The sequence below is a fragment of the Paenibacillus sp. TAF43_2 genome, assembly GCF_052113545.1.
Lineage (GTDB): Bacteria > Bacillota > Bacilli > Paenibacillales > Paenibacillaceae > Pristimantibacillus.
Window position 1 is genome coordinate 1 of record NZ_JBFRDK010000006.1, and the last position, 18,571, is coordinate 18,571.

Consider the following 18,571-nt stretch of genomic DNA (forward strand, 5'->3'; position numbering starts at 1 on the left):
ATATTTACGTTTCCTAATCTGACGATTATTGGAAGTATAATGTTGCATTAATAAGCCAGTAACATTACAATATATTTACGTTTCCTAATCTGACGATTATTGGAAGTATAATGTTGCATTAATAAGCCAGTAACATTACAATCGTTAACAGACATGCTGCGAGTCCCATGATCGGCTGCATGAAGCAATTATTCAGGAGGACTTCACCTTGGAAACATTCGAATTAATCGCATTTGAAATGACTTATCAGCAAAAGACGATTCAGCTTTCTTTTACTTCCGCTGAGCTCGTTCGAGTTACGGAGTATGGGGATCGATTATGGTACGTTGATATAAATGGCGTTGGCGACCGTGAGCTATTAGCATGGTTTGGCAGAAATGAGGATATCGGAATTGAGCTTACTGCTGTCGCCAGCAGTGGGCAAACCTTCCGAGGCAAAGGCTATTTTCATCCGAATGAGCCTCATCAAGCTGCTGCTGTTCGGGGCGATGGCGAGCTGCTTGAAACATAATTCACACAAAAAAAGAAGCTAAGATAAGTCATGTTAATGACTTGCCTTAGCTTCTTTTGGTTTATTATTATTTGCCGTGAGCAATTTCAGGCGTTGTAAGGCGATCATAAAACTCTACGCCTTTATCTTTGTCTGCAGAATCACGAAGCGCCATAGCGGAACGTGGATGCTCATCCAAAATACCTGTAATCATGTAAGGAATGATGTAACCCCATTCTTCCTTCTCGCGAAGCGGAACCATGTACTTCTCGATCATATCAAGGACAGGACGGATGTTGTATTTCGTGTTTTGAAGCTCGGATACCAATAGCTCCGTGTTGCAGTTGCCCGCTGCGCGGCCCATGCCATAAACAGATGCATCAAGCAGTTCAACGCCATGTTCTGCTGCTAGCAGCGTGTTAGCAAATGCAAGCTGCAAATTGTTGTGTGCGTGAACGCCTAGACGTTTGTTAGGCAAATGCTGACGGAACTTGTCAACGAGGTAGCTCATATCGCTTGGTTTCAAGCTGCCGTAGGAGTCAACGACGTAAACAACGTCAACAACGCTCTCATTGATAAGCTGGAAGGCTTCAATAAGCTGGTTCTCCATTACGTTAGAGAGAGCCATAATGTTAATTGTCGTTTCGTATCCGCGATCATGGAATACTTTAACCAGCTCAAGCGCTTTATCTACATCTTGGATGTAGCAAGCAACGCGAATCAGATCAAGCAAGCTCTCGCTGCGCGGCAAAATGTCGTTCTCGTCAACACGACCGATATCAACAAGTGCGGAAAGCTTCGTATTTCCTTTGTTAGGGATAACTTTTTTCAAGAAATCATCATTTAGAAAACGCCAAGGTCCTGCACTTTCAGCACCCTTAAGCAGTTTTGGAGAGTTTTTGTAGCCGATTTCCATATAATCGACGCCGGCTTCGTTCAAGCTTTGGTACAAATGCTGAACGAACTCGACACTAAAATCCCAATTATTTACGAGTCCGCCATCACGGATCGTGCAGTCAACAATTTTACAGTGGCTTGTTTTTGATTGCATGCTTTGTTACTCCTTTGATGTGAACATGAGTTCATTTTATCTCATCATACTTGAAAAGAAAGAGGAACGCAAAATAATTTTGTCGTTTTATGGTTAATTTAGAAGCAGTTTTGTCTACTCTGCAAACACCTTCTAGGCCAGCGATAGGACATCTACTTTGACTATTATGACCTATGTTCAGACAAAAAAGCCGTCTCAACGAATTAACGAAGAAACCGGCTTCTTTGGCTGCTTTCACAAATAAATTATTTAACAAGCGTTTGAGGCTCTTGTCCATAATGACCCGATCGCTTCATTTTCGTTTGGATATATTTTTCATTATAAGTAGAGGAATTGCCCCATAATGGCACTCTTCCCGCCACGTTCATGCCAGATTTGCGCAGTGCATCCACTTTCCGCGGATTGTTGGTAATAATCGATACCGGGTGCTTCCGCAGCAGCTTCAGTACAGCAATTGCATCACTATAATCGCGTGAATCATCTGCGAAACCAAGCTCTGTATTCGCATCAACCGTATCGAGCCCATCCTCTTGAAGCAGGTAGGCAATCGCTTTACTGAACAAGCCGATTCCACGGCCCTCATGATTGGCTAAATAAAAGAGCGCCCCCGTGCCGTGCTCTATTATGATCCGCATCGATTGCTTTAACTGAAAACCGCAATCACATCTTGCGCTTCCGAAGATATCGCCTGTATGGCAGATGCTGTGCATCCGAATTAGCGCGTCTTCATTATTTTCAAAATCGCCATATACGAGAACGCTTGATTGCTGCAGATCCGCATAAGAGAAACGATTTAAATCATCAACGAGCTGCTCGGGAGACAGCTCCTCGCCTGCTTCTTTGCGGAGCCAGCTATACCAATGAAAAATCTTAGTTTCTCCGTCAAGGTCGACGGGAAGCTTCACAGGACCGATCACATAAATGTCATCATTGCCGCTTTGCGTTCGTTTTAGTTTGTTCTTAATAAGTGCTGCTATATTAGGTTTAATCATGCTAGTTCACCTTCTCTAAAAGTATACGCAATTAAAATTGCATGCATAAGTAGCTTAGCGTACCAAATTCATAGCTTCGATAAATGACCTTTGGAGCTGACTCCTGGCTGCCGCTTCCTAAAGCTATATATAATGGAACAAAATGTTCTGCACGGGGTACTGCCATTTTAGCATGTGGAGCAAGCTGTTCATACTGAAATAGCGAATTTGTATCGTGCTTATTCATTTTTTCTATTAGCCAATCATCAAACTGGACAGCCCAGCTCTCCGGCTCCTTCTGTCCCCAGTTTACAGCACGAAGATTATGAACGGTCACGCCGCTGCCAATGAGCAAAATATTTTGTGAGCTCAAGCTGCGCAGCGCCTCGCCAATTCGGAACTGCTCCTCCGGAGCACGATATGGATTTACAGAAATCTGCACGACAGGAATATCTGCCTTCGGGAACATATGCTTAAGCATCGTCCATGAGCCATGATCCAGTCCTCTTTCATTATCATATGCTACCTGAATATTATTTTCGCTCAGCAAATGGCCAACATGCTCAGCGACTCTTACTGAGCCTTTAGCAGCATATTTGATCTGGTAGAGCTCATCAGGAAAACCATAAAAGTCATAAATCGTTTCATATTCATCATCCTTGGATGAAATCGTAACGATGTCCGTCTCCCAATGCGCCGTGAAAATAACGATCGCATCCGGCTTTAGACTGGCACCTGTTTGTTTCAGAAATTCGCTATATTCATTTTGCTCGACAGCGAGCATCGGTGATCCATGTGCTAGAAATAAAGGATTCATTGCGGTACCTCCTTAAATTCACTTACTATTTGTAACTAATTATAATTTTATAACTAAAGATAGTCAAGTAATTAACAATATCCAAGTGTGCTTGTATAAATAAGATATTGGAGTTATACTTATTAGAAGTAAAAAGAGGTGATGCGCATGGATCAAACTAACCTTTGTCCCCGTTTTCAGAAGGGAATGGAACTTATAAGCAAGCGTTGGACCGGCCTTATCATATTCCAGCTTTTGTCCGGCCCGCAGCGCTTCTGCGCCGTTCAATCCGCCCTTCCGATCAGCGGCAGATTGCTGTCAGAACGTTTCAAAGAGCTTGAGAATGAAGGTATTGTCGATAGACATGTTTACCCTGAAATACCTGTACGCATAGAATATTCATTAACGGAAAAAGGCCTTGCTCTTGAGCCGATTATCCGTGAAATACAAGTGTGGTCTCAAGACTGGATTGAACCGATAACCAAAGTCTAATCCAGCCTACAAGCATAAAAGGGATTATCTGCTCAGCGAGGTTTAAGCGCTGACTAGATAATCCCTTTTTTTAATGTTTATCCGTAATCCGGTTCGCCACAATGAGCATATCCATATGACGGCCGGATTGCAGCAATTCACGGACGATATTGCCGCGAAAGCTTGCATACCACGCCTTTCTGCTAGGCTGCCCGACGATAAGCTGCGTTGCTTTGATGCGATTGGCTGCCGTTAGAAGTGTACCTGCAATATGCTCCCTGCTCTCCGCTTTGGACATTTCAAATACTCCGCCAAGCCTCTCGGTCAGCTTCATCAACAGATCACGCTTATTGATCGCCTCGTCTGTCCAAGGTGCGCCATCCTGCACATGATGCACATGCCACTGCGCCTTCAGCCGATACGCAATGCGGAAGCCCCGCCGAATAAGCCGCTCTGCGTCCACGAGAATATCGATGCCAACAAAGATGACCTCTCTTCGGCGCAGCGTTCCACGCAGCGTCTGATTGCGATCCCATGCTTCAAGCCGTTCATCCACATCATCAGCAAGCTCGCGAAGGGCAAGCTCTCGCAGCGCAATTAAATTGCCTGTCGTAAAAAAAGCACCAAGCGCTTGTTCCACTTTAGCTTTGGCATATATTTTCCCATCTCTCATACGCTGCTGCAGCATTTGCGGTGTCACGTCGATCAGCTCTACTTGATCTGCCAGCCTTATGATCGCATCGGGTACCGTTTCTCTAACACGAACGCCAGTAACCTGTTCAATGGCGTCATTCAAGCTTTCAATATGCTGTACATTCATCGTCGAAACAACCGATATTCCCTTCTGCAGCAAATAAATGACATCCTCATAACGCTTCTTCCTCAAGCTGCTCGGCACATTCGTATGAGCTAACTCATCCACCAGCACAACATCGGGATTTCTGCTAACTATCGCTTCAACATCCATCTCTTCGAGCTGAGTACCTCGATATTGAATCGTTTGCCTAGCGATAATCGGCAGCTCTCCAATCTGCTTCAATGTATCCTCGCGCCCATGTGTTTCCACGATGCCAATAACGACATCTATACCTTTCTGATACATCATGTTCGCTTCAGCAAGCATCCGATACGTCTTACCGACGCCTGGCGCCGCCCCGATATACAGATTGAAGCTGCCTCTTCTGATGGATTCCATTTGCTGCTCGCGCTCATCTGGGGAGAACCTTCGAAACAACGCTTTTCGAGAATCACTTCTTTGCTTAACAGGCAAAATCCGCTCGCCTTCTTGCTCTGAGCGGTCTGCCATAAGAAATAAATCGATCTGCCTCAGCTTGCGCAGTACGCTGTCAACAATCGAGCCCTGTTTGAGCTGCTGCCATCTGCTCTGCTTGGAATGGCCCATAACGATGCGAGTAACCTGGTGCTCCTCCGCATACCTTACTAGAGCAGACGGCAAACGACGGCGGCTTTGCAACGGCAGCTCCTCAAATGTACCCCCTACTTTAACGGTAAGCTTCTTTATTGAAGCTTTAAAAGCATGCTCTTCCTTGGTCAGTTTTTTTTGCGGCTCTTTAAAGGAAACGACTACGACATCTCCATTAAGCCTGCGGGCAATTTGCTGTCCTCTTCTTACATATAAAGAGCCGTTCCAATGATATTGTGCGGTAACCAGAATACGCTCGGAAGCACCCGACGGACCCGTGAGCCCCATCTCCTCCCGATGCTTCTCCAGCGACTCATTGACTCCCTCTGCGACGAGCCGCAGCGACAGCTCTCGCAGCACCGCAAGATTTCCCCGAAGGGAAATTGCAGGATCGGGCTTTACGCCAAGCGTTCCATCCTCAAACCGCTTTAGCATCGTTTCAGGCGATACATCAATCAGCCTAACCTCATCAGCAAGCTCAAGCGTATGAGCAGGAACGGTGCAGCTCGGACGAATCCCCGTCCATTTGAGAACAGCCTGATCTACACCCTCGAGCTCATACACATTGATTGTCGTAATAACGCTTATGCCCTTGCCAAGCAAAAAAATAATATCTTCTAGCCGCGTTTGAAACATTGCATCTTCTCGATTGCGATGGGCTAGCCCATCGATGAGCAGCACCTCAGCGTCCCTCTTAACCAAAGCATCCAGATCAAGATCCTTTTGCTCTGCACCATCCTTCTGCCAATGGATGCTTGGCACACGCTCGAAAGGTTCAATCAATTCGAGCGTCTCCGGACTCTGCGGCCTAGGAACCGCACAAAGAACAACATCAATGCCATCTCGCTTCAGCTCTGTTCCTTCTCGCAGCATATGATACGTTTTGCCTGAACCGCTTACCGCTCCAATGAGTATTTTCAGACGTCCTTGATGCAGCTTTGCGATGGAGAGCAGCAGCTCCTCTGGCGTTTTCTTTTTCAGTGGAGCCATATGGCTATTCCCCCAACATTTTTGACAATGCGATATTCAGCTTCAACACATTAACCCGTTCGTCACCGAAAACGCCTAAATCGCGTCCTTCCGTATTTGATTTAACCAATTGCTCAAGCTCTGCTGGCGATACGCCGGTCAGCTTGCTGATTCTTGCGATCTGTACATCAGCCGACTGTGGCGTAATATGCGGATCAAGGCCTGAGCCCGAGTTCGTAATTAAAGCGATCGGCAGCTGGGAAACCGGTACATCTGGATTTTGTGCCTTCCAAGCTTCAATCGAAGCTTTGGTTCTTTCGATTAAAGCTGGATTGGATGGTCCAAAATTGTTCGATCCAGAACCGGCAGCATTATAGTCAATGCTTGATACACGTCCTTGAAACCATTTCGGATCAACAAAGCTTTGGCCGATCAGCTCTGAACCAACGACTTGGCCGGAGCTATCCTTTATAAGGCTACCATTCGCTTGCTTAGGGAACAGCAGCTGAGCTGCTCCCGTGCTTGCAAGCGGATAAATAATGCCGCAAATAATCATAAATATGATGCTGATTCGTAAAGGTATCATTAAAGACGACAACTGAAATCGTGAAGCGTTTTTCGCTTGTTCATTCATATAGGTAAGCCTTCTTTCGTGTATGGTTATATTAAATCCATAAATGCACTGCAAAGTCGATGAGTTTAATGCCAACGAACGGAACAATGACACCGCCCAGACCATAAATGAATACGTTGCGGCTAAGCAATTTGGCTCCGCTCATCGGTTTGTACGCTACGCCTTTAATGGCAAGCGGGATAAGCAGCGGAATAATAATGGCGTTAAAAATAAGCGCCGACAGTATAGCAGACAATGGAGAGCCTAAATTCATAATATTTAGAACGCCCATCTCGGGAATGGCAAGCATGAACATCGCTGGAATGATTGCAAAATATTTGGCGATATCATTAGCGATACTAAAAGTCGTCAGTGCCCCTCTTGTCATAAGCAGCTGCTTGCCTATAGCAATGACTTCAATAATTTTGGAAGGGTCCGAATCCAAATCAACCATATTGGCAGCTTCTTTTGCAGCAATCGTCCCGCTGTTCATAGCAAGACCCACATCCGCTTGGGCAAGTGCAGGAGCATCGTTTGTACCGTCACCAGTCATCGCAACCATTTTTCCTTCGGCTTGTTCACGGCGTATAACCGCTATTTTATCTTCCGGCCTACTCTCCGCAATAAAATCGTCGACTCCCGCTTCATGTGCGATGGTTGCTGCAGTAAGCGGATTGTCTCCCGTACACATAATCGTTTTGATGCCCATTTCACGCAGCTGATCGAATCTTTCCTTCATTCCTGGCTTAACGGTATCCTTCAAATAGATAACACCAAAGATTTGGTTATCAACAGCTACTGCGAGCGGTGTACCGCCTAATGTAGCAATCGTATTCGAAATATTATCCAAATCGGATGGGATGGTTCCCCCCTGAGAAGCTACCCACTTCCGAACCGCATCGACAGAGCCCTTCCGAACTCGGCGGCCGTTTGCCAGATCAATACCGCTCATTCGCGTCTCTGCTTTGAATTCAATAAATTCGCCGCCTTCCGCAAGTGAAGCATCATAGCTTAAGCCCTGCTTCTTCATCCATTCAAGCACAGATCGGCCTTCAGGCGTTTCATCCTTAAGCGAGCTAATAGACGCCCAACCCGATAAAGCTTGAAGATTGCTGCCTCCGACAGGGACAAGCTCGCTTGCCATCCGGTTGCCGAACGTGATCGTTCCTGTTTTATCCAAAATCATCGTATTAATGTCGCCTGCTGCTTCAACAGCCTTACCTGACATAGCCAGTACATTAAACTGAGTTACTCTATCCATCCCAGCAATGCCGATTGCTGATAATAATCCGCCGATGGTCGTCGGAATCAAACATACGAGCAGCGCGATTAATACTGGAATTTCTAAGTGGATACCCAAATAGTCAGCGATTGGTGCCAACGTAACGACTACAATTAAGAAAATAATCGTTAAGCTAGTCAAAAGTGTATTGAGCGCAATTTCATTAGGCGTCTTCTGACGTTTCGCTCCTTCAACAAGGGCAATCATCCGATCGATGAATGACTCCCCAGGGTCACTCGTCATGCGCACTTTAATTTTGTCACTCACAACCCTTGTACCGCCTGTAACCGAGCTGAAATCTCCTCCAGCTTCTTTAATAACTGGCGCCGATTCACCTGTAATCGCTGATTCATCTACGGAAGCCAGCCCTTCAATGACCTCGCCATCACCAGGAATCATCTCACCTTGGGATACGATGAAAATATCGCCTTTGCGGAGCTCCGTTGATGATACGACTACGATAGAGCTGCCGACGAGCTTATTGGCGCTCATTTCCTGCTTAGATTTTTTGAGCGAATTGGCCTGTGCCTTGCCCCTGCCCTCTGCAATGGCTTCAGCAAAGTTAGCGAACAGCAGCGTGAAAAGCAGGATGAAAAACACGGTAATATTAAAGCCTATGCGTTCTTGAGAATTAAAGTAATTTGGAAAAATAGTCATCAGCAGAACGATAACCGTCCCTACCTCGACAACAAACATAACTGGATTTTTCATCATCGTAACTGGATTTAATTTCACAAAGCTATCGATGACGGCATGTTTAACCGCATCTCCCGACAGTAAATTATTCTTCTTATTTTTATTCATTATCGTTCACCTCATCCGTTAGCGGAGTGTCAAATATTCTGCAACCGGCCCAAGCACGATGACCGGCAAGAAGGTTAATGCACCAATTAAAAGAACAGTACCAATTAGTAATATAGTGAAAAGTCCATTATCTGTACGGAACGTCCCGATTGTTTCTGGAACAGGCTGCTTGCGAACAAGAGAACCTGCAACCGCAAGCATCGCAATCATCGAAATATAACGGCCGGTCAGCATGACTAGCCCAGTACTAATATTCCAGAACGGCGTATTGTCGCCTAATCCCTCAAAGCCGGAGCCATTATTCGCTGCCGATGACGTATATTCGTAAAGCACCTGGCTAATGCCGTGGAACCCTGGATTCGTTATCGCCCCGTGACCCAAATCCGTCATAAAAGCGATGGCGGTGGGCACCAATATAATGAAGGGATGAACTAGAATCGCTATCGCTATCAGTTTCATTTCTCGCGGCTCTACTTTTCGTCCCAGAAACTCTGGCGTTCGCCCAACCATCAGCCCGCATATAAACACAGCTAGTATGGCGTACATGAGCATATTGATAAGCCCTACTCCCTTGCCTCCAAAGACGACATTAAGCATCATTTCAGCAAGCGGGACCAAGCCGCCAAGCGGTGTAAGCGTGTCATGCATATTGTTGACGGTACCCGTTGTCGCAGCGGCTGTTACCGTTGTGAACAGTGCCGATTGCGCGATACCGAACCTTACTTCCTTGCCTTCCATGCTTCCTTGAGTAGCGTCGATTCCTAGTGCGCTCATAGCAGGATTGCCTGTTTTCTCCGATGTGTAAGCAAGGCTTAGAAACACTAGAAACAGACACATCATGGCGGAGAATACAACCCAGCCCTGCTTTTTGTTTTTAGCAAAAAGCCCAAATGCATAAGGCAGCGAAGCCGGCAGCGCCCACATCGACAAGATTTGAATCACATTCGTTAATGGATTTGGGTTTTCAAATGGATGAGCCGAGTTCACTCCAAAAAAACCGCCGCCGTTTGTGCCCAAATGTTTGATGGATTCAAGCGAAGCTACAGGACCGATTGCAATTTGCTGCATGGCTCCCTCAAGCGTTTTAATTGTAAATGTTGGATCAAGTGTTTGCGGCACCTGAAGAGCGACAAGCACTAGCGTGATAATAAAGGAAATCGGAAGAAAAATTCTTGTGTGTGCTTTTACAAAATCCTCGAAAAAGTTGCCGATCGTCGTTCCTTTACTCGTAATCCCACGAACAAACGCGATGGCAACAGAGAAGCCCGTCGCCGCTGACGTGAACATCATCATCATGATGACCGCCATTTGAGAGAAATAAGATAAGGCGCTTTCCCCGCTGTAATGCTGAAGATTCGTATTGGTAATAAAGCTGATGACTGTATTGAAAGTCAGTGTAGGCTCCATGGCTGCCATGCCATTTGGATTAAACGGCAGCGCATTTTGGAACCGCAATATCAAATAGCTGAAAGCAACTAAAATTAAATTGGTTGCAACAAAGCTGAGTGCGTATATTTTCCAGCTCATGCCCTCTCTTTTTTTGAGACCAATAAGCTTAAATATAAATCGCTCCGTCCCTCCGAATACTTTGTCTAACCGATTGTGTTCATTGGAGAACACATGATAGACGTAAGTACCAAGCGGCTTAACTAACAATACAAGAACGGCAATGACGATAAGCAATTGTAAAATATCCATCTTGTAAATCCCCCTCTATTAAAACTTCTCCGGATGAATTAACGCATAAATCAGATAAACGAAAACAAATACAGCCGCTATCGCTATGACAGTCATAGGCCTTCGCCCCCTGTTTTCTCAATAACACTGGAGCACCAAGTTAAAAATCCGTAAAATAAACCGAAGCTAGCTAACAACGCCCCGAACATATAAAAATCCTGCATGTAAACCCCTCCTGCATTATTTGTTGCTTAATAGAAAACCGACTTCACCGGTATGAGAGAATACGATATGATCCGCTCCGAGCCCCTTGTAAATAGCCCTTGGATTCCACTGCTGTGTGATGACGTAAATGGACTTTGAGGTCCAAGCTCTGCAGCACTGTACAAAGCGGCAGCTAAGCGCCAAGCTGCTCTCGAATATAAATACCTCGCTAATGTTCATCGAAGGAACATTCCAGCTTTGACGATCATTCGAATTGATGTACAAAACATTGCTGATACCCTGCTTGCGAAGCTGTTTTTCTTCCTGTTTGCTATTGGTCAAAACGATAAATTTTAATTGATGAAACTGCAAAGTTCGTATGAATGATTGGCCAGCCTCGTTTAGACCAGCAACAATAATATGCTCTTCCTGCAACCGAATTCTCCTCCATATGGTAAAAAAGGCAACAAAAAAGAAGCCTTGGGATAAGAGGAACTTTTCCCGCGGCTTCTTTGCCCGCAGCAGAATAAGCCGCGGGAAGCACGATGGCTGTTGCCTCTCTCGAGTACACTTACGAGGTTAGCTGTCGGATTCGGGCCTTGAGAGTTGCCCTACGCTTGATCATTTTCAAGCGATTCACCCCATGAAGCGAAGTCGTGATTACACACGAATCGTTCGTTGGTTCCCCCGTTCCTGCTGCTGCAGGACTCAGCGTTTTCTTACATTTTGTAGCAAATTAAACTTTTTTGGGCACAAAAAACCACAGAGGTCTATGACACTCTGCGGTCGAAGTTAATCGATCACAAGCTTCATCATTCCTCTCTCGGTCCACGCTTACGAGGTTAGCTGTCGGATTCGGGCGGTGAGAGTCGCCCTACTTTGACCGGTATCCATGGCACCTGTCAAAGATTCACCCCTGCTCTGCGTTTGTTCGACTCTCACATCGAACAGGCGCATCGCGTCATTATTGGTTCCCCCGCTTCCGCTTTCACGGAAACTCAGCGATCAGTAAATCGAAACTTATTTATAAATCCTGTATCGAATATTACTCCTCGCTATAAATACTGTAAAGGCAGCCTGCTGCCTAATTTAGCCAGTTTCAGCCTTGCAGAGCGATTCGCAACGCTTACATTCATTTCGATCTCTCGATATCTCACTATTTCTCAGTTTTACTCTTGTTTTCAAAAATAGTGTTCATTCCCTTTCTAACGATTTTATGCGTGAATAATCAGATTTCTCTATAATCGAGAATGGAAGAGAATAAACGAGTATTTCGAAGAATTACCCTTTTTTTACTGGCATAACGAATGGATTTCTTTTAATTTGGCATATGGCTGCCTTTTCACGATATACCACAGTTTTACAATAATTCATTTCGGGTTTACCATAGACGGCAAGCCAATATGGCTGAGTATTGTCGGTGAATTATTCAAATCGAGGAGAGATCTCATTGATGTCTACACCAGTTGAAGTACCCTTGCCAAGCTTGGAAAATCATCCTGCTGCCTTGTTTGAAATTAAACGAATTCAAATGTTTGTGCTGCCGGCTTCCATGCTTGAATCTAATGGTTACCGTGTTTGCCTAAGGATCTCCACTGCTTATGGTCATGGCTGGAGTGAGCTGTTTATTAAAAAATCCGAGAAGCCTCGCGACTGGATCAGATGGAGCAGTATGCTGCTGAGATTCATCGGCACTCTTCCTCTTACTTCTCCTTTGGTTATTCAAACAGATCCAATGATGAAGGACGAGCGTATATATCATTTGTTTGCAGCCGCTGCTTTGCATATAGAATCCATTCATTACACTTTTCCAAACTGTGAATATGACCGTGAAGAGCATACTTTATTTAAACAAGCTGTCTCCTATGCATCGTTATTTTAAGCAGTTCTGATTTACAGATGCGCTAATGAAGGGTATAATTAAGAGTAAACTATTTACGCTGAATTTTTCGAATGAAAAAGCGGGGGAACCATCGCGATCGATCGAAATCGATTCGCAAGGGGTGAATCCAGGGATTTGTAACCCTGGTAGGGCTTTCTCTCTAGCCCGAATCCGACAGCTAACCTCGTAAGCGAATAAAGGAGAGATGTATATGTTGACAAATTGTGCACGAAATCTGCATCTTTTTACGGAACAGACCCCTTATTTATCTGTCACACGAATCGAGCTATTCGTCATTCCTGCTCTTGCCGTCGATTCTGCAGGCCACCGGGTATGTCTTCGTTTAACAAGCAATCAGGGCTTCGGCTGGAGTGAACTATTTGCCAGCGACACAGAAGAGCCCATTGACTTAGAACGATGGAGCGACCTGCTTCAGTCTTTTATCGGCAGCATTCCTCTACCACCTCTTAACCAGTATCACTATGACAAAACGGATCAGGATGGGCGCGTTCTCGACTTATTCGTCTCCGCCGTCAAGCATGTCCTAGCACAATCCGCCGATGCAGCCCCGTACAGCAACGACCATGAAGAGTCTGTTTTGCGTCAACGTTCCGTCTCCTACATCTCTTTGGATTAATTTCGTTCATAAGAAAAAAAAAGGCAGTCCAGAACAGATAACCTAGTTCTGGACTGTCTTATTGTATTTAGGGTTTAAACCTTCGCTAATGCAGCACGCTGCTCTCTGACTTGGTAAGTAGCCAGCATCATGTTGCGCAGTGAAGCAACCGTTTCCTCCATTCCGCGTGTTTTTAAGCCGCAGTCCGGATTGATCCAGAAGAGCGTAGGATCTAGCACTTTAATGGCGCGCTCGATCATGCTGACCATTTCTTCCACGGACGGTACACGCGGGCTGTGAATGTCGTAAACGCCCAAGCCAATGCCTTGGTCATAGGTGTTCTCCTCAAAGCTATGAATCAGCTCGCCATGGCTGCGCGAGGTTTCAATGGAGATGACATCCGCATCCAGCGCAAGAATGGAATCGATAATATCATGGAACTCACAATAACACATATGTGTATGAATTTGTGTTGTGTCACGCACAGCTGAAGTCGATAGACGGAACGCATGCACGCCCCATTTTAAATAAGCATCCCAATCACTGCGTTTAAGCGGCAAGCCTTCTCGCAAAGCTGGCTCATCAACCTGGATCATTTCGATGCCTGCAGTCTCAAGCGCCTTTACTTCCTCTGAGAGTGCAAGCGCAATTTGGTATGCGACCTGCTCGCGTGTGATATCGTTGCGGACAAATGACCAGTTCAAAATCGTAATCGGACCCGTCAGCATCCCTTTTACCGGACGGCTTGTCAGCGACTGCGCATACACGCTTACGGTTACTGTCATTGGTTCAGTAAATACAACATCGCCATAAATGACCGGCGGCTTTACGCAGCGGGAACCATACGATTGAACCCAGCCGCCTTTTGTAAATGCGAAACCATCGAGCTTCTCTCCGAAAAATTCGACCATGTCCGTACGCTCAAATTCACCGTGAACGAGGACGTCAATGTTAAGCTCTTCCTGGATTTCAATCCAATTTTTAATTTTATCGTTGATAAAGGAAGAGTAGTCCTGTGAGCTGAGCTCGTTTTTTCTCCATTTTTGCCTTGCTTGACGTACATCCAGCGTTTGCGGGAAGCTGCCTATTGTCGTTGTTGGAAGGAACGGCAAATTCCACTTTTGCTGCTGCAGCTTTTGTCTCTCCGCAAATGGATTCTGCCTCGTTGAAGGATGCGCCGATACCACTGCTGCATCAGCAGCTTGACGTTTGCGGGCAGGAGAAATGGATAAATGATGAATCCGCTCGCCGTTAAGCTTAAGCTCAAGCTTGCGCAGTTCTGAGATGTCCGCCGCATTTACAGTCGCTGTTTCACTTAGCCACACGATTTCATCCAGCTTTTCTTCCGCGAATGCAAGCGCCTCACGCAGCTCTACTGGCAGATTGGTTTCGTTTTTTGCCGTTACCGGCACATGCAGCAGGCTGCATGACGATTGAATGATCGTGCGCTCAGCTGGAATGTATGCCGAAAGCTTTTGCAGCAATTCGAGCTTTTGCTTATAGTCTGAGCGCCAAATGTTGCGTCCATCTACAAGTCCGATACCAGCGAGCTTATCCTTCGGATAACCAAATTGCTCCAGCGACTTCAAGTTTTGCACTAAGCCATGAACGAAATCCAAACCGATCGCTTGTACCGGCAGAGCAACTACAGCTTCATAATGCTCAACCGCTTCAAAATACGTTTGAAGCATGATGTTAAGCGCTGGTGCTGCTTGGTTCAGCCTTGCATAAATAGATTCAACCCATTGCATCTCTTCCTTAGAAATCGAAGTAACAAGGATGGGCTCATCGATTTGCACCCATTGTACGCCTTCTTGCTCAAGCTCCTTAAGCAGCTGAGCATAAAGCGGTATAAACTGCTCAATAAGCTGCGGAAGCTGCTTGGCATCGTAGCCCTTCGACAGCTTGAGGAAGGTGTATAGACCGATAATGACAGGTTTACCTTCAATGCCAAGCTTTTCTTTGGCTTCGCGGTATGCAATCAGCGGACGGTTTTCCGTCAGTACCGGTGCAGCACCCGCAAGTTCCGGCACGATATAGTGATAGTTGGTATTAAACCATTTGGTCATCTCGCAGGCTTGTGCTTCCTGTGTCCCTCTCGCCATTGCGTAGTAGGTCTGTACGGGAACAGGACCTCCATCGTAGGAAAAACGCTCTGGCACAAGGCCAAACATCGCTGCAGTATCCAGCATTTGATCATACAACGTAAAATCATTAACAGGGATTAAAGAAATTCCTTTATCCTTTTGCAGCTTCAGGTTGTTAAGGCGAATGCTTTCAAGCGTTTGAAGGAATATCGTTTCGTCCAAATCACCTTTCCAAAAAGCTTCAAGCGCTTTTTTCCATTCCCGATTTTCGCCGATACGCGGATATCCAAGTACACTGTTTTGCAGTTTGCTCACGTTCATATTTCCTCCTAATAAATGTAATTATCATGAAATAAAAGCACAAAAAAGAGCGTCGTTACCTTAAAGAAGCAAAGGTAAAGACGCCCGGCGTTTTAATAAACAGCGGTTCTGTCTTAACACCTCCCTATCTCCCGTAGGTAAAATCAGTGTCGTTCAAATAGGCAGGTCTCCTGGCTCCAGAATCATCATCGTAAGCTTGCCTTCCCAACCGGTTTAGATCAGTGGCGTTAGCGCTTAGACTCCTCTGTTACAGTGGCGGGACCGCGTCGGTTTTGCACCGGACTTCCCTTTTAAGCTCAAGCTATACCGCAAGAGCACCTATTTCCACTTATTTCAATTGTTGATCGCATTTTTTAGGATCACGAATAACTATACACGCAAAATAATAACCATACAATGGAAATCATTATAATATCAAAAAAAGACTTTCCTCTAAGCAGCCTGCGCTGCAAAAGGAAAGCCTTATTGGTTTTTTATACAATTACCTAACCAGCCAACCGCCATCAACAGCCAAGATATGGCCGTTCATATAATCAGAAGCTGAAGAGGCTAGGAACACCGCTGGTCCAATCAAATCCTGCGATGTCCCCCAGCGTCCCGCTGGTATGCGCTGCAAAATTTGAGCACTGCGAACAGGATCCTCGCGAAGCGCTTCGGTGTTGTCTGTACTCATGTAGCCTGGGGCTATTGCATTTACCTGCAAGCCTTTAGCTGCCCATTCGCTGGCAAGCGCTTTGGTAAGACCCGCAACGGCATGTTTGCTGGATGTATAGCCCGGAACATTAATTCCGCCTTGGAAGGTTAGCATCGACGCAATGTTAATAATTTTCCCTGAGCCCTGTTCAATCATATGTTTCCCAGCCAGCTGGGAAAGGAGAAATACAGAATTCAAGTTAACGTCGAGTACATCCTGCCAGTCCTCGTAGCTATGCTCTGCAGCTGGAGTGCGGCGAATGATACCCGCGTTGTTGACCAAAATATCGATGCGTCCCAGTTCTTCAACTGTACGATCAACAATTCCAGCAAGCTTCGTTCGGTCAGCAATATCGGTCTGAATTGTAATCGCTTTGCGTCCAAGCTCTCTTATCGCTGCTGCCGTTTTGTCAGCAGGCGTTTGGTTCGTGACAAGCGCGATATCCGCACCCGCTCGTGCTAATCCAAGCGCAATCGCTTCTCCAAGCCCGCGCCCTGCACCTGTGACGACAGCTGTTTTACCCGTCAAATCAAACAAACTCATCGGCTCAGCTCCTACCTTTAGTACGCTTCCCATTTTCCGAAAGCGCTGCTTTCATCATTTTTATATTTTGTGACTCATACCTCGCCGCAACGTCCGCATCTATACCTTCATCTGTGATGATATAGTCAATTTCATGCAAACCAGCAAACGTTATTAGTGCACCCTTATCGAATTTGCTATGATCGGCAAGGCAGTAGACGACCTTGGCATTTTCCATATACAGCTTCTTCAGCTTCGTCAATTCTTCTGTGAATATGGTAAGCCCATATTCCATATGAATGCCGGTTGTGGAAAGAAACAGCTTGTGTACATTCAGTCGTTTAATCCATTCCTGCGATTCTGCGCCGATAAGCAAATTGTTATGCCGGTAGCCCCCGGGAATAACAAGCCTTACCTGATCCTTCGCAGTCAACTCCCGAATGATAAGCAGATCGTTCGTAAGCACCGTAACCGGGATGTTTGGCAGCCGCTTTGCCATTTCGAGCGTAGTACTGCCAGCATCCAGCGCAATAATATCATTAGGCTCGATGCAGGAAAGAGCAAGCTCCGCAATCGCCGCCTTCTCCTGTTGATGCTTACTATTTGGGAATTGCAGCGGGTATAGGCTATCCTCGCCTCCCTGCTGGGGCACGGCTCCACCATGGGTCCGTTTCAGCAATCCTTTTTCTTCCAGCTTCTCTAGATCTTCACGAACCGTTTTCTCCGTTACTTGAAACAGCTCGCTTAGCTCGGAAACTTTGACCGCGCCAAACTGCTCCAATTTATCTATAATCTTACGATGCCGTTCGGCAGCAAGCATAGTGCACCCCCTGTAGCGAATGTTTCTATTTTAGCTCGCTTGCAGGTACGGCGTCCATATCTGTAAATGTGTAGTTCTCTCCAGCCATCGACCAGCAGAATGTATAATTGCTTGTGCCCACTCCTGAGTGGATCGACCATGGCGGTGAAAGAATTGCTTGGTCGTTGGCAACAACAAGATGTCTCGTCTGCGAAGGCTCGCCCATCATATGGAATACGCGAGCATCATCATTCATGTCGAAGTATAAGTATGCTTCCATGCGGCGGTCATGGACATGAGAAGGCATCGTATTCCAGACGCTTCCCGTTTTCAAGCTCGTTACACCAAGCATAAGCTGGCAGCTTTGGATGCCGTCTGCGTGAATATATTTATAAAGAATACGTTCATTGGAAGTCTCCTGTGAACCAAGATGAGTCGGATTCGCTTCCTCCATCGTCATCTTGCGTGTTGCAATTTCAGCATGCGCAAGCGCGGAACAGAAATAAAGCTTCGCAGGGTTCGCTTTATCGACACTTGAAAGCAGCACCTGACGTTTGCCCTTGCCAACATACAGCACGTCGAGCTTATTCAGCTCGTATACTTCCCCATCAACGGAAATCGAAGCAGGTCCGCCAATATTCAAGAAGCCTACCTCGCGGCGCTCCAAGAAATATTCGGTTTTTAGTGTTGCAGCATCCTCCAGCTCAAGCGTCTCGTTCACAGGCAATGCTCCGCCTACAACCATTCTGTCATAATGCGTATATGTCATTTTTAATTGATCTTGCTCAAACAAGCTTTCGATCAAAAACTCGCTGCGCAGACGTTCCGTATCATATTGCTTCACATCAGTAGGATTCGTAGTATGGCGTACTTCCATTGGATAAAAGCCTCCTAAAAGT

General features: G+C 45.9%; 17 protein-coding genes and 4 riboswitches. Of the genes, 4 read left to right on the forward strand and 13 right to left on the reverse strand.

Annotated elements, in window-relative coordinates; all coding sequences use genetic code 11:
- Nucleotides 1-208 precede the first annotated feature (208 nt).
- Nucleotides 209-511, forward strand: a complete 303-nt coding sequence (locus AB4Z17_RS02475; RefSeq protein WP_441879080.1) for a hypothetical protein — start codon at nucleotides 209-211, stop codon at nucleotides 509-511.
- A gap of 67 nt (nucleotides 512-578) precedes the next feature.
- Here AB4Z17_RS02475 and AB4Z17_RS02480 read toward each other — a convergent pair whose 3' ends face one another.
- From AB4Z17_RS02480 to AB4Z17_RS02490, 3 genes are all read right to left on the reverse strand, one after another.
- Entirely contained in the window at nucleotides 579-1,541 is a 963-nt protein-coding gene (locus AB4Z17_RS02480; protein WP_441879082.1) for an aldolase catalytic domain-containing protein, read from the reverse strand.
- A 245-nt stretch (nucleotides 1,542-1,786) separates the two neighbouring features.
- Entirely contained in the window at nucleotides 1,787-2,533 is a 747-nt protein-coding gene (locus AB4Z17_RS02485) for a GTP cyclohydrolase II (RefSeq protein WP_441908899.1), read from the reverse strand.
- A gap of 31 nt (nucleotides 2,534-2,564) precedes the next feature.
- Nucleotides 2,565-3,329: a DODA-type extradiol aromatic ring-opening family dioxygenase gene (locus tag AB4Z17_RS02490; protein ID WP_441957949.1), complete on the reverse strand. Its 765-nt coding sequence runs from the start codon at nucleotides 3,327-3,329 to the stop codon at nucleotides 2,565-2,567.
- Nucleotides 3,330-3,476: 147 nt separating this feature from the next.
- On the opposite strand from AB4Z17_RS02490, the gene AB4Z17_RS02495 reads away from it, so the two are divergent.
- Nucleotides 3,477-3,800, forward strand: coding sequence for a winged helix-turn-helix transcriptional regulator (locus AB4Z17_RS02495; RefSeq protein ID WP_441957950.1), 324 nt, complete (start codon nucleotides 3,477-3,479; stop codon nucleotides 3,798-3,800).
- 70 nt (nucleotides 3,801-3,870) lie between these two features.
- Here the strand turns inward: AB4Z17_RS02495 and AB4Z17_RS02500 are convergent, their stop codons facing one another.
- The 6 genes from AB4Z17_RS02500 to AB4Z17_RS02525 all read right to left on the reverse strand — a co-directional run bounded on the left by AB4Z17_RS02500 (nucleotide 3,871) and on the right by AB4Z17_RS02525 (nucleotide 11,186).
- Nucleotides 3,871-6,192: a histidine kinase gene (locus AB4Z17_RS02500; RefSeq protein ID WP_441957952.1), complete on the reverse strand. Its 2,322-nt coding sequence runs from the start codon at nucleotides 6,190-6,192 to the stop codon at nucleotides 3,871-3,873.
- 4 nt (nucleotides 6,193-6,196) lie between these two features.
- Nucleotides 6,197-6,805: a potassium-transporting ATPase subunit KdpC gene (kdpC, locus tag AB4Z17_RS02505; protein ID WP_441908894.1), complete on the reverse strand. Its 609-nt coding sequence runs from the start codon at nucleotides 6,803-6,805 to the stop codon at nucleotides 6,197-6,199.
- Nucleotides 6,806-6,836: 31 nt separating this feature from the next.
- Nucleotides 6,837-8,870, reverse strand: coding sequence for a potassium-transporting ATPase subunit KdpB (gene kdpB / locus AB4Z17_RS02510; protein WP_441957954.1), 2,034 nt, complete (start codon nucleotides 8,868-8,870; stop codon nucleotides 6,837-6,839).
- An 18-nt stretch (nucleotides 8,871-8,888) separates the two neighbouring features.
- Nucleotides 8,889-10,568 carry a potassium-transporting ATPase subunit KdpA gene (gene kdpA, locus AB4Z17_RS02515; RefSeq protein WP_339207644.1) on the reverse strand — a complete coding sequence of 560 codons (1,680 nt, stop codon included), beginning with the start codon at nucleotides 10,566-10,568 and terminating at the stop codon, nucleotides 8,889-8,891.
- A gap of 18 nt (nucleotides 10,569-10,586) precedes the next feature.
- The gene (gene kdpF / locus AB4Z17_RS02520) at nucleotides 10,587-10,664 is read right to left on the reverse strand and encodes a K(+)-transporting ATPase subunit F (protein ID WP_076268070.1); all 78 of its coding nucleotides are present in this window, start codon (nucleotides 10,662-10,664) and stop codon (nucleotides 10,587-10,589) included.
- A 123-nt stretch (nucleotides 10,665-10,787) separates the two neighbouring features.
- Nucleotides 10,788-11,186, reverse strand: a complete 399-nt coding sequence (locus AB4Z17_RS02525) for an NAD-binding protein (RefSeq protein WP_441957956.1) — start codon at nucleotides 11,184-11,186, stop codon at nucleotides 10,788-10,790.
- Nucleotides 11,187-11,304: 118 nt separating this feature from the next.
- Nucleotides 11,305-11,475, reverse strand: a riboswitch (cyclic di-AMP (ydaO/yuaA leader).
- 91 nt (nucleotides 11,476-11,566) lie between these two features.
- A riboswitch (cyclic di-AMP (ydaO/yuaA leader) is annotated at nucleotides 11,567-11,765 on the reverse strand.
- A gap of 439 nt (nucleotides 11,766-12,204) precedes the next feature.
- On the opposite strand from AB4Z17_RS02525, the gene AB4Z17_RS02530 reads away from it, so the two are divergent.
- Nucleotides 12,205-12,633: a hypothetical protein gene (locus AB4Z17_RS02530; protein ID WP_441957957.1), complete on the forward strand. Its 429-nt coding sequence runs from the start codon at nucleotides 12,205-12,207 to the stop codon at nucleotides 12,631-12,633.
- Nucleotides 12,634-12,679: 46 nt separating this feature from the next.
- A riboswitch (cyclic di-AMP (ydaO/yuaA leader) is annotated at nucleotides 12,680-12,841 on the forward strand.
- Nucleotides 12,842-12,844: 3 nt separating this feature from the next.
- Entirely contained in the window at nucleotides 12,845-13,270 is a 426-nt protein-coding gene (locus AB4Z17_RS02535; RefSeq protein ID WP_441908888.1) for a hypothetical protein, read from the forward strand.
- A 74-nt stretch (nucleotides 13,271-13,344) separates the two neighbouring features.
- Here AB4Z17_RS02535 and metE read toward each other — a convergent pair whose 3' ends face one another.
- The 4 genes from metE to kduI form a co-directional block, all read right to left on the reverse strand.
- A complete protein-coding gene (gene metE / locus AB4Z17_RS02540; protein WP_441957958.1) occupies nucleotides 13,345-15,651 on the reverse strand; it encodes a 5-methyltetrahydropteroyltriglutamate--homocysteine S-methyltransferase in 2,307 nt (768 codons plus the stop codon).
- A 149-nt stretch (nucleotides 15,652-15,800) separates the two neighbouring features.
- Nucleotides 15,801-15,994, reverse strand: a riboswitch (cobalamin riboswitch).
- A gap of 144 nt (nucleotides 15,995-16,138) precedes the next feature.
- Complete coding sequence (gene kduD / locus AB4Z17_RS02545; protein ID WP_339207638.1) at nucleotides 16,139-16,894, reverse strand: 2-dehydro-3-deoxy-D-gluconate 5-dehydrogenase KduD; 756 nt, start codon at nucleotides 16,892-16,894, stop codon at nucleotides 16,139-16,141.
- 4 nt (nucleotides 16,895-16,898) lie between these two features.
- A complete protein-coding gene (locus tag AB4Z17_RS02550) occupies nucleotides 16,899-17,693 on the reverse strand; it encodes a DeoR/GlpR family DNA-binding transcription regulator (RefSeq protein WP_441957959.1) in 795 nt (264 codons plus the stop codon).
- Between the two features lie 25 nt (nucleotides 17,694-17,718).
- Nucleotides 17,719-18,549 (reverse strand): 5-dehydro-4-deoxy-D-glucuronate isomerase, encoded by an 831-nt coding sequence (gene kduI, locus AB4Z17_RS02555; protein WP_076267940.1) that lies wholly within the window; start codon nucleotides 18,547-18,549, stop codon nucleotides 17,719-17,721.
- Nucleotides 18,550-18,571 lie beyond the last annotated feature (22 nt).

Coding starts and splice junctions, on each gene's coding strand:
- AB4Z17_RS02500 (WP_441957952.1), bottom strand. CDS start 6,192: ATGGCTCCACTGAAAAAGAAAACGCCAGAGGAGCTGCTGCTCTCCATC.
- kduI (WP_076267940.1), bottom strand. CDS start 18,549: ATGGAAGTACGCCATACTACGAATCCTACTGATGTGAAGCAATATGAT.
- AB4Z17_RS02495 (WP_441957950.1), top strand. CDS start 3,477: ATGGATCAAACTAACCTTTGTCCCCGTTTTCAGAAGGGAATGGAACTT.
- AB4Z17_RS02535 (WP_441908888.1), top strand. CDS start 12,845: ATGTTGACAAATTGTGCACGAAATCTGCATCTTTTTACGGAACAGACC.
- kdpC (WP_441908894.1), bottom strand. CDS start 6,805: ATGAATGAACAAGCGAAAAACGCTTCACGATTTCAGTTGTCGTCTTTA.
- AB4Z17_RS02530 (WP_441957957.1), top strand. CDS start 12,205: ATGTCTACACCAGTTGAAGTACCCTTGCCAAGCTTGGAAAATCATCCT.
- AB4Z17_RS02490 (WP_441957949.1), bottom strand. CDS start 3,329: ATGAATCCTTTATTTCTAGCACATGGATCACCGATGCTCGCTGTCGAG.
- AB4Z17_RS02485 (WP_441908899.1), bottom strand. CDS start 2,533: ATGATTAAACCTAATATAGCAGCACTTATTAAGAACAAACTAAAACGA.
- kduD (WP_339207638.1), bottom strand. CDS start 16,894: ATGAGTTTGTTTGATTTGACGGGTAAAACAGCTGTCGTCACAGGTGCA.
- AB4Z17_RS02550 (WP_441957959.1), bottom strand. CDS start 17,693: ATGCTTGCTGCCGAACGGCATCGTAAGATTATAGATAAATTGGAGCAG.
- kdpB (WP_441957954.1), bottom strand. CDS start 8,870: ATGAATAAAAATAAGAAGAATAATTTACTGTCGGGAGATGCGGTTAAA.
- kdpA (WP_339207644.1), bottom strand. CDS start 10,568: ATGGATATTTTACAATTGCTTATCGTCATTGCCGTTCTTGTATTGTTA.
- AB4Z17_RS02480 (WP_441879082.1), bottom strand. CDS start 1,541: ATGCAATCAAAAACAAGCCACTGTAAAATTGTTGACTGCACGATCCGT.
- kdpF (WP_076268070.1), bottom strand. CDS start 10,664: ATGACTGTCATAGCGATAGCGGCTGTATTTGTTTTCGTTTATCTGATT.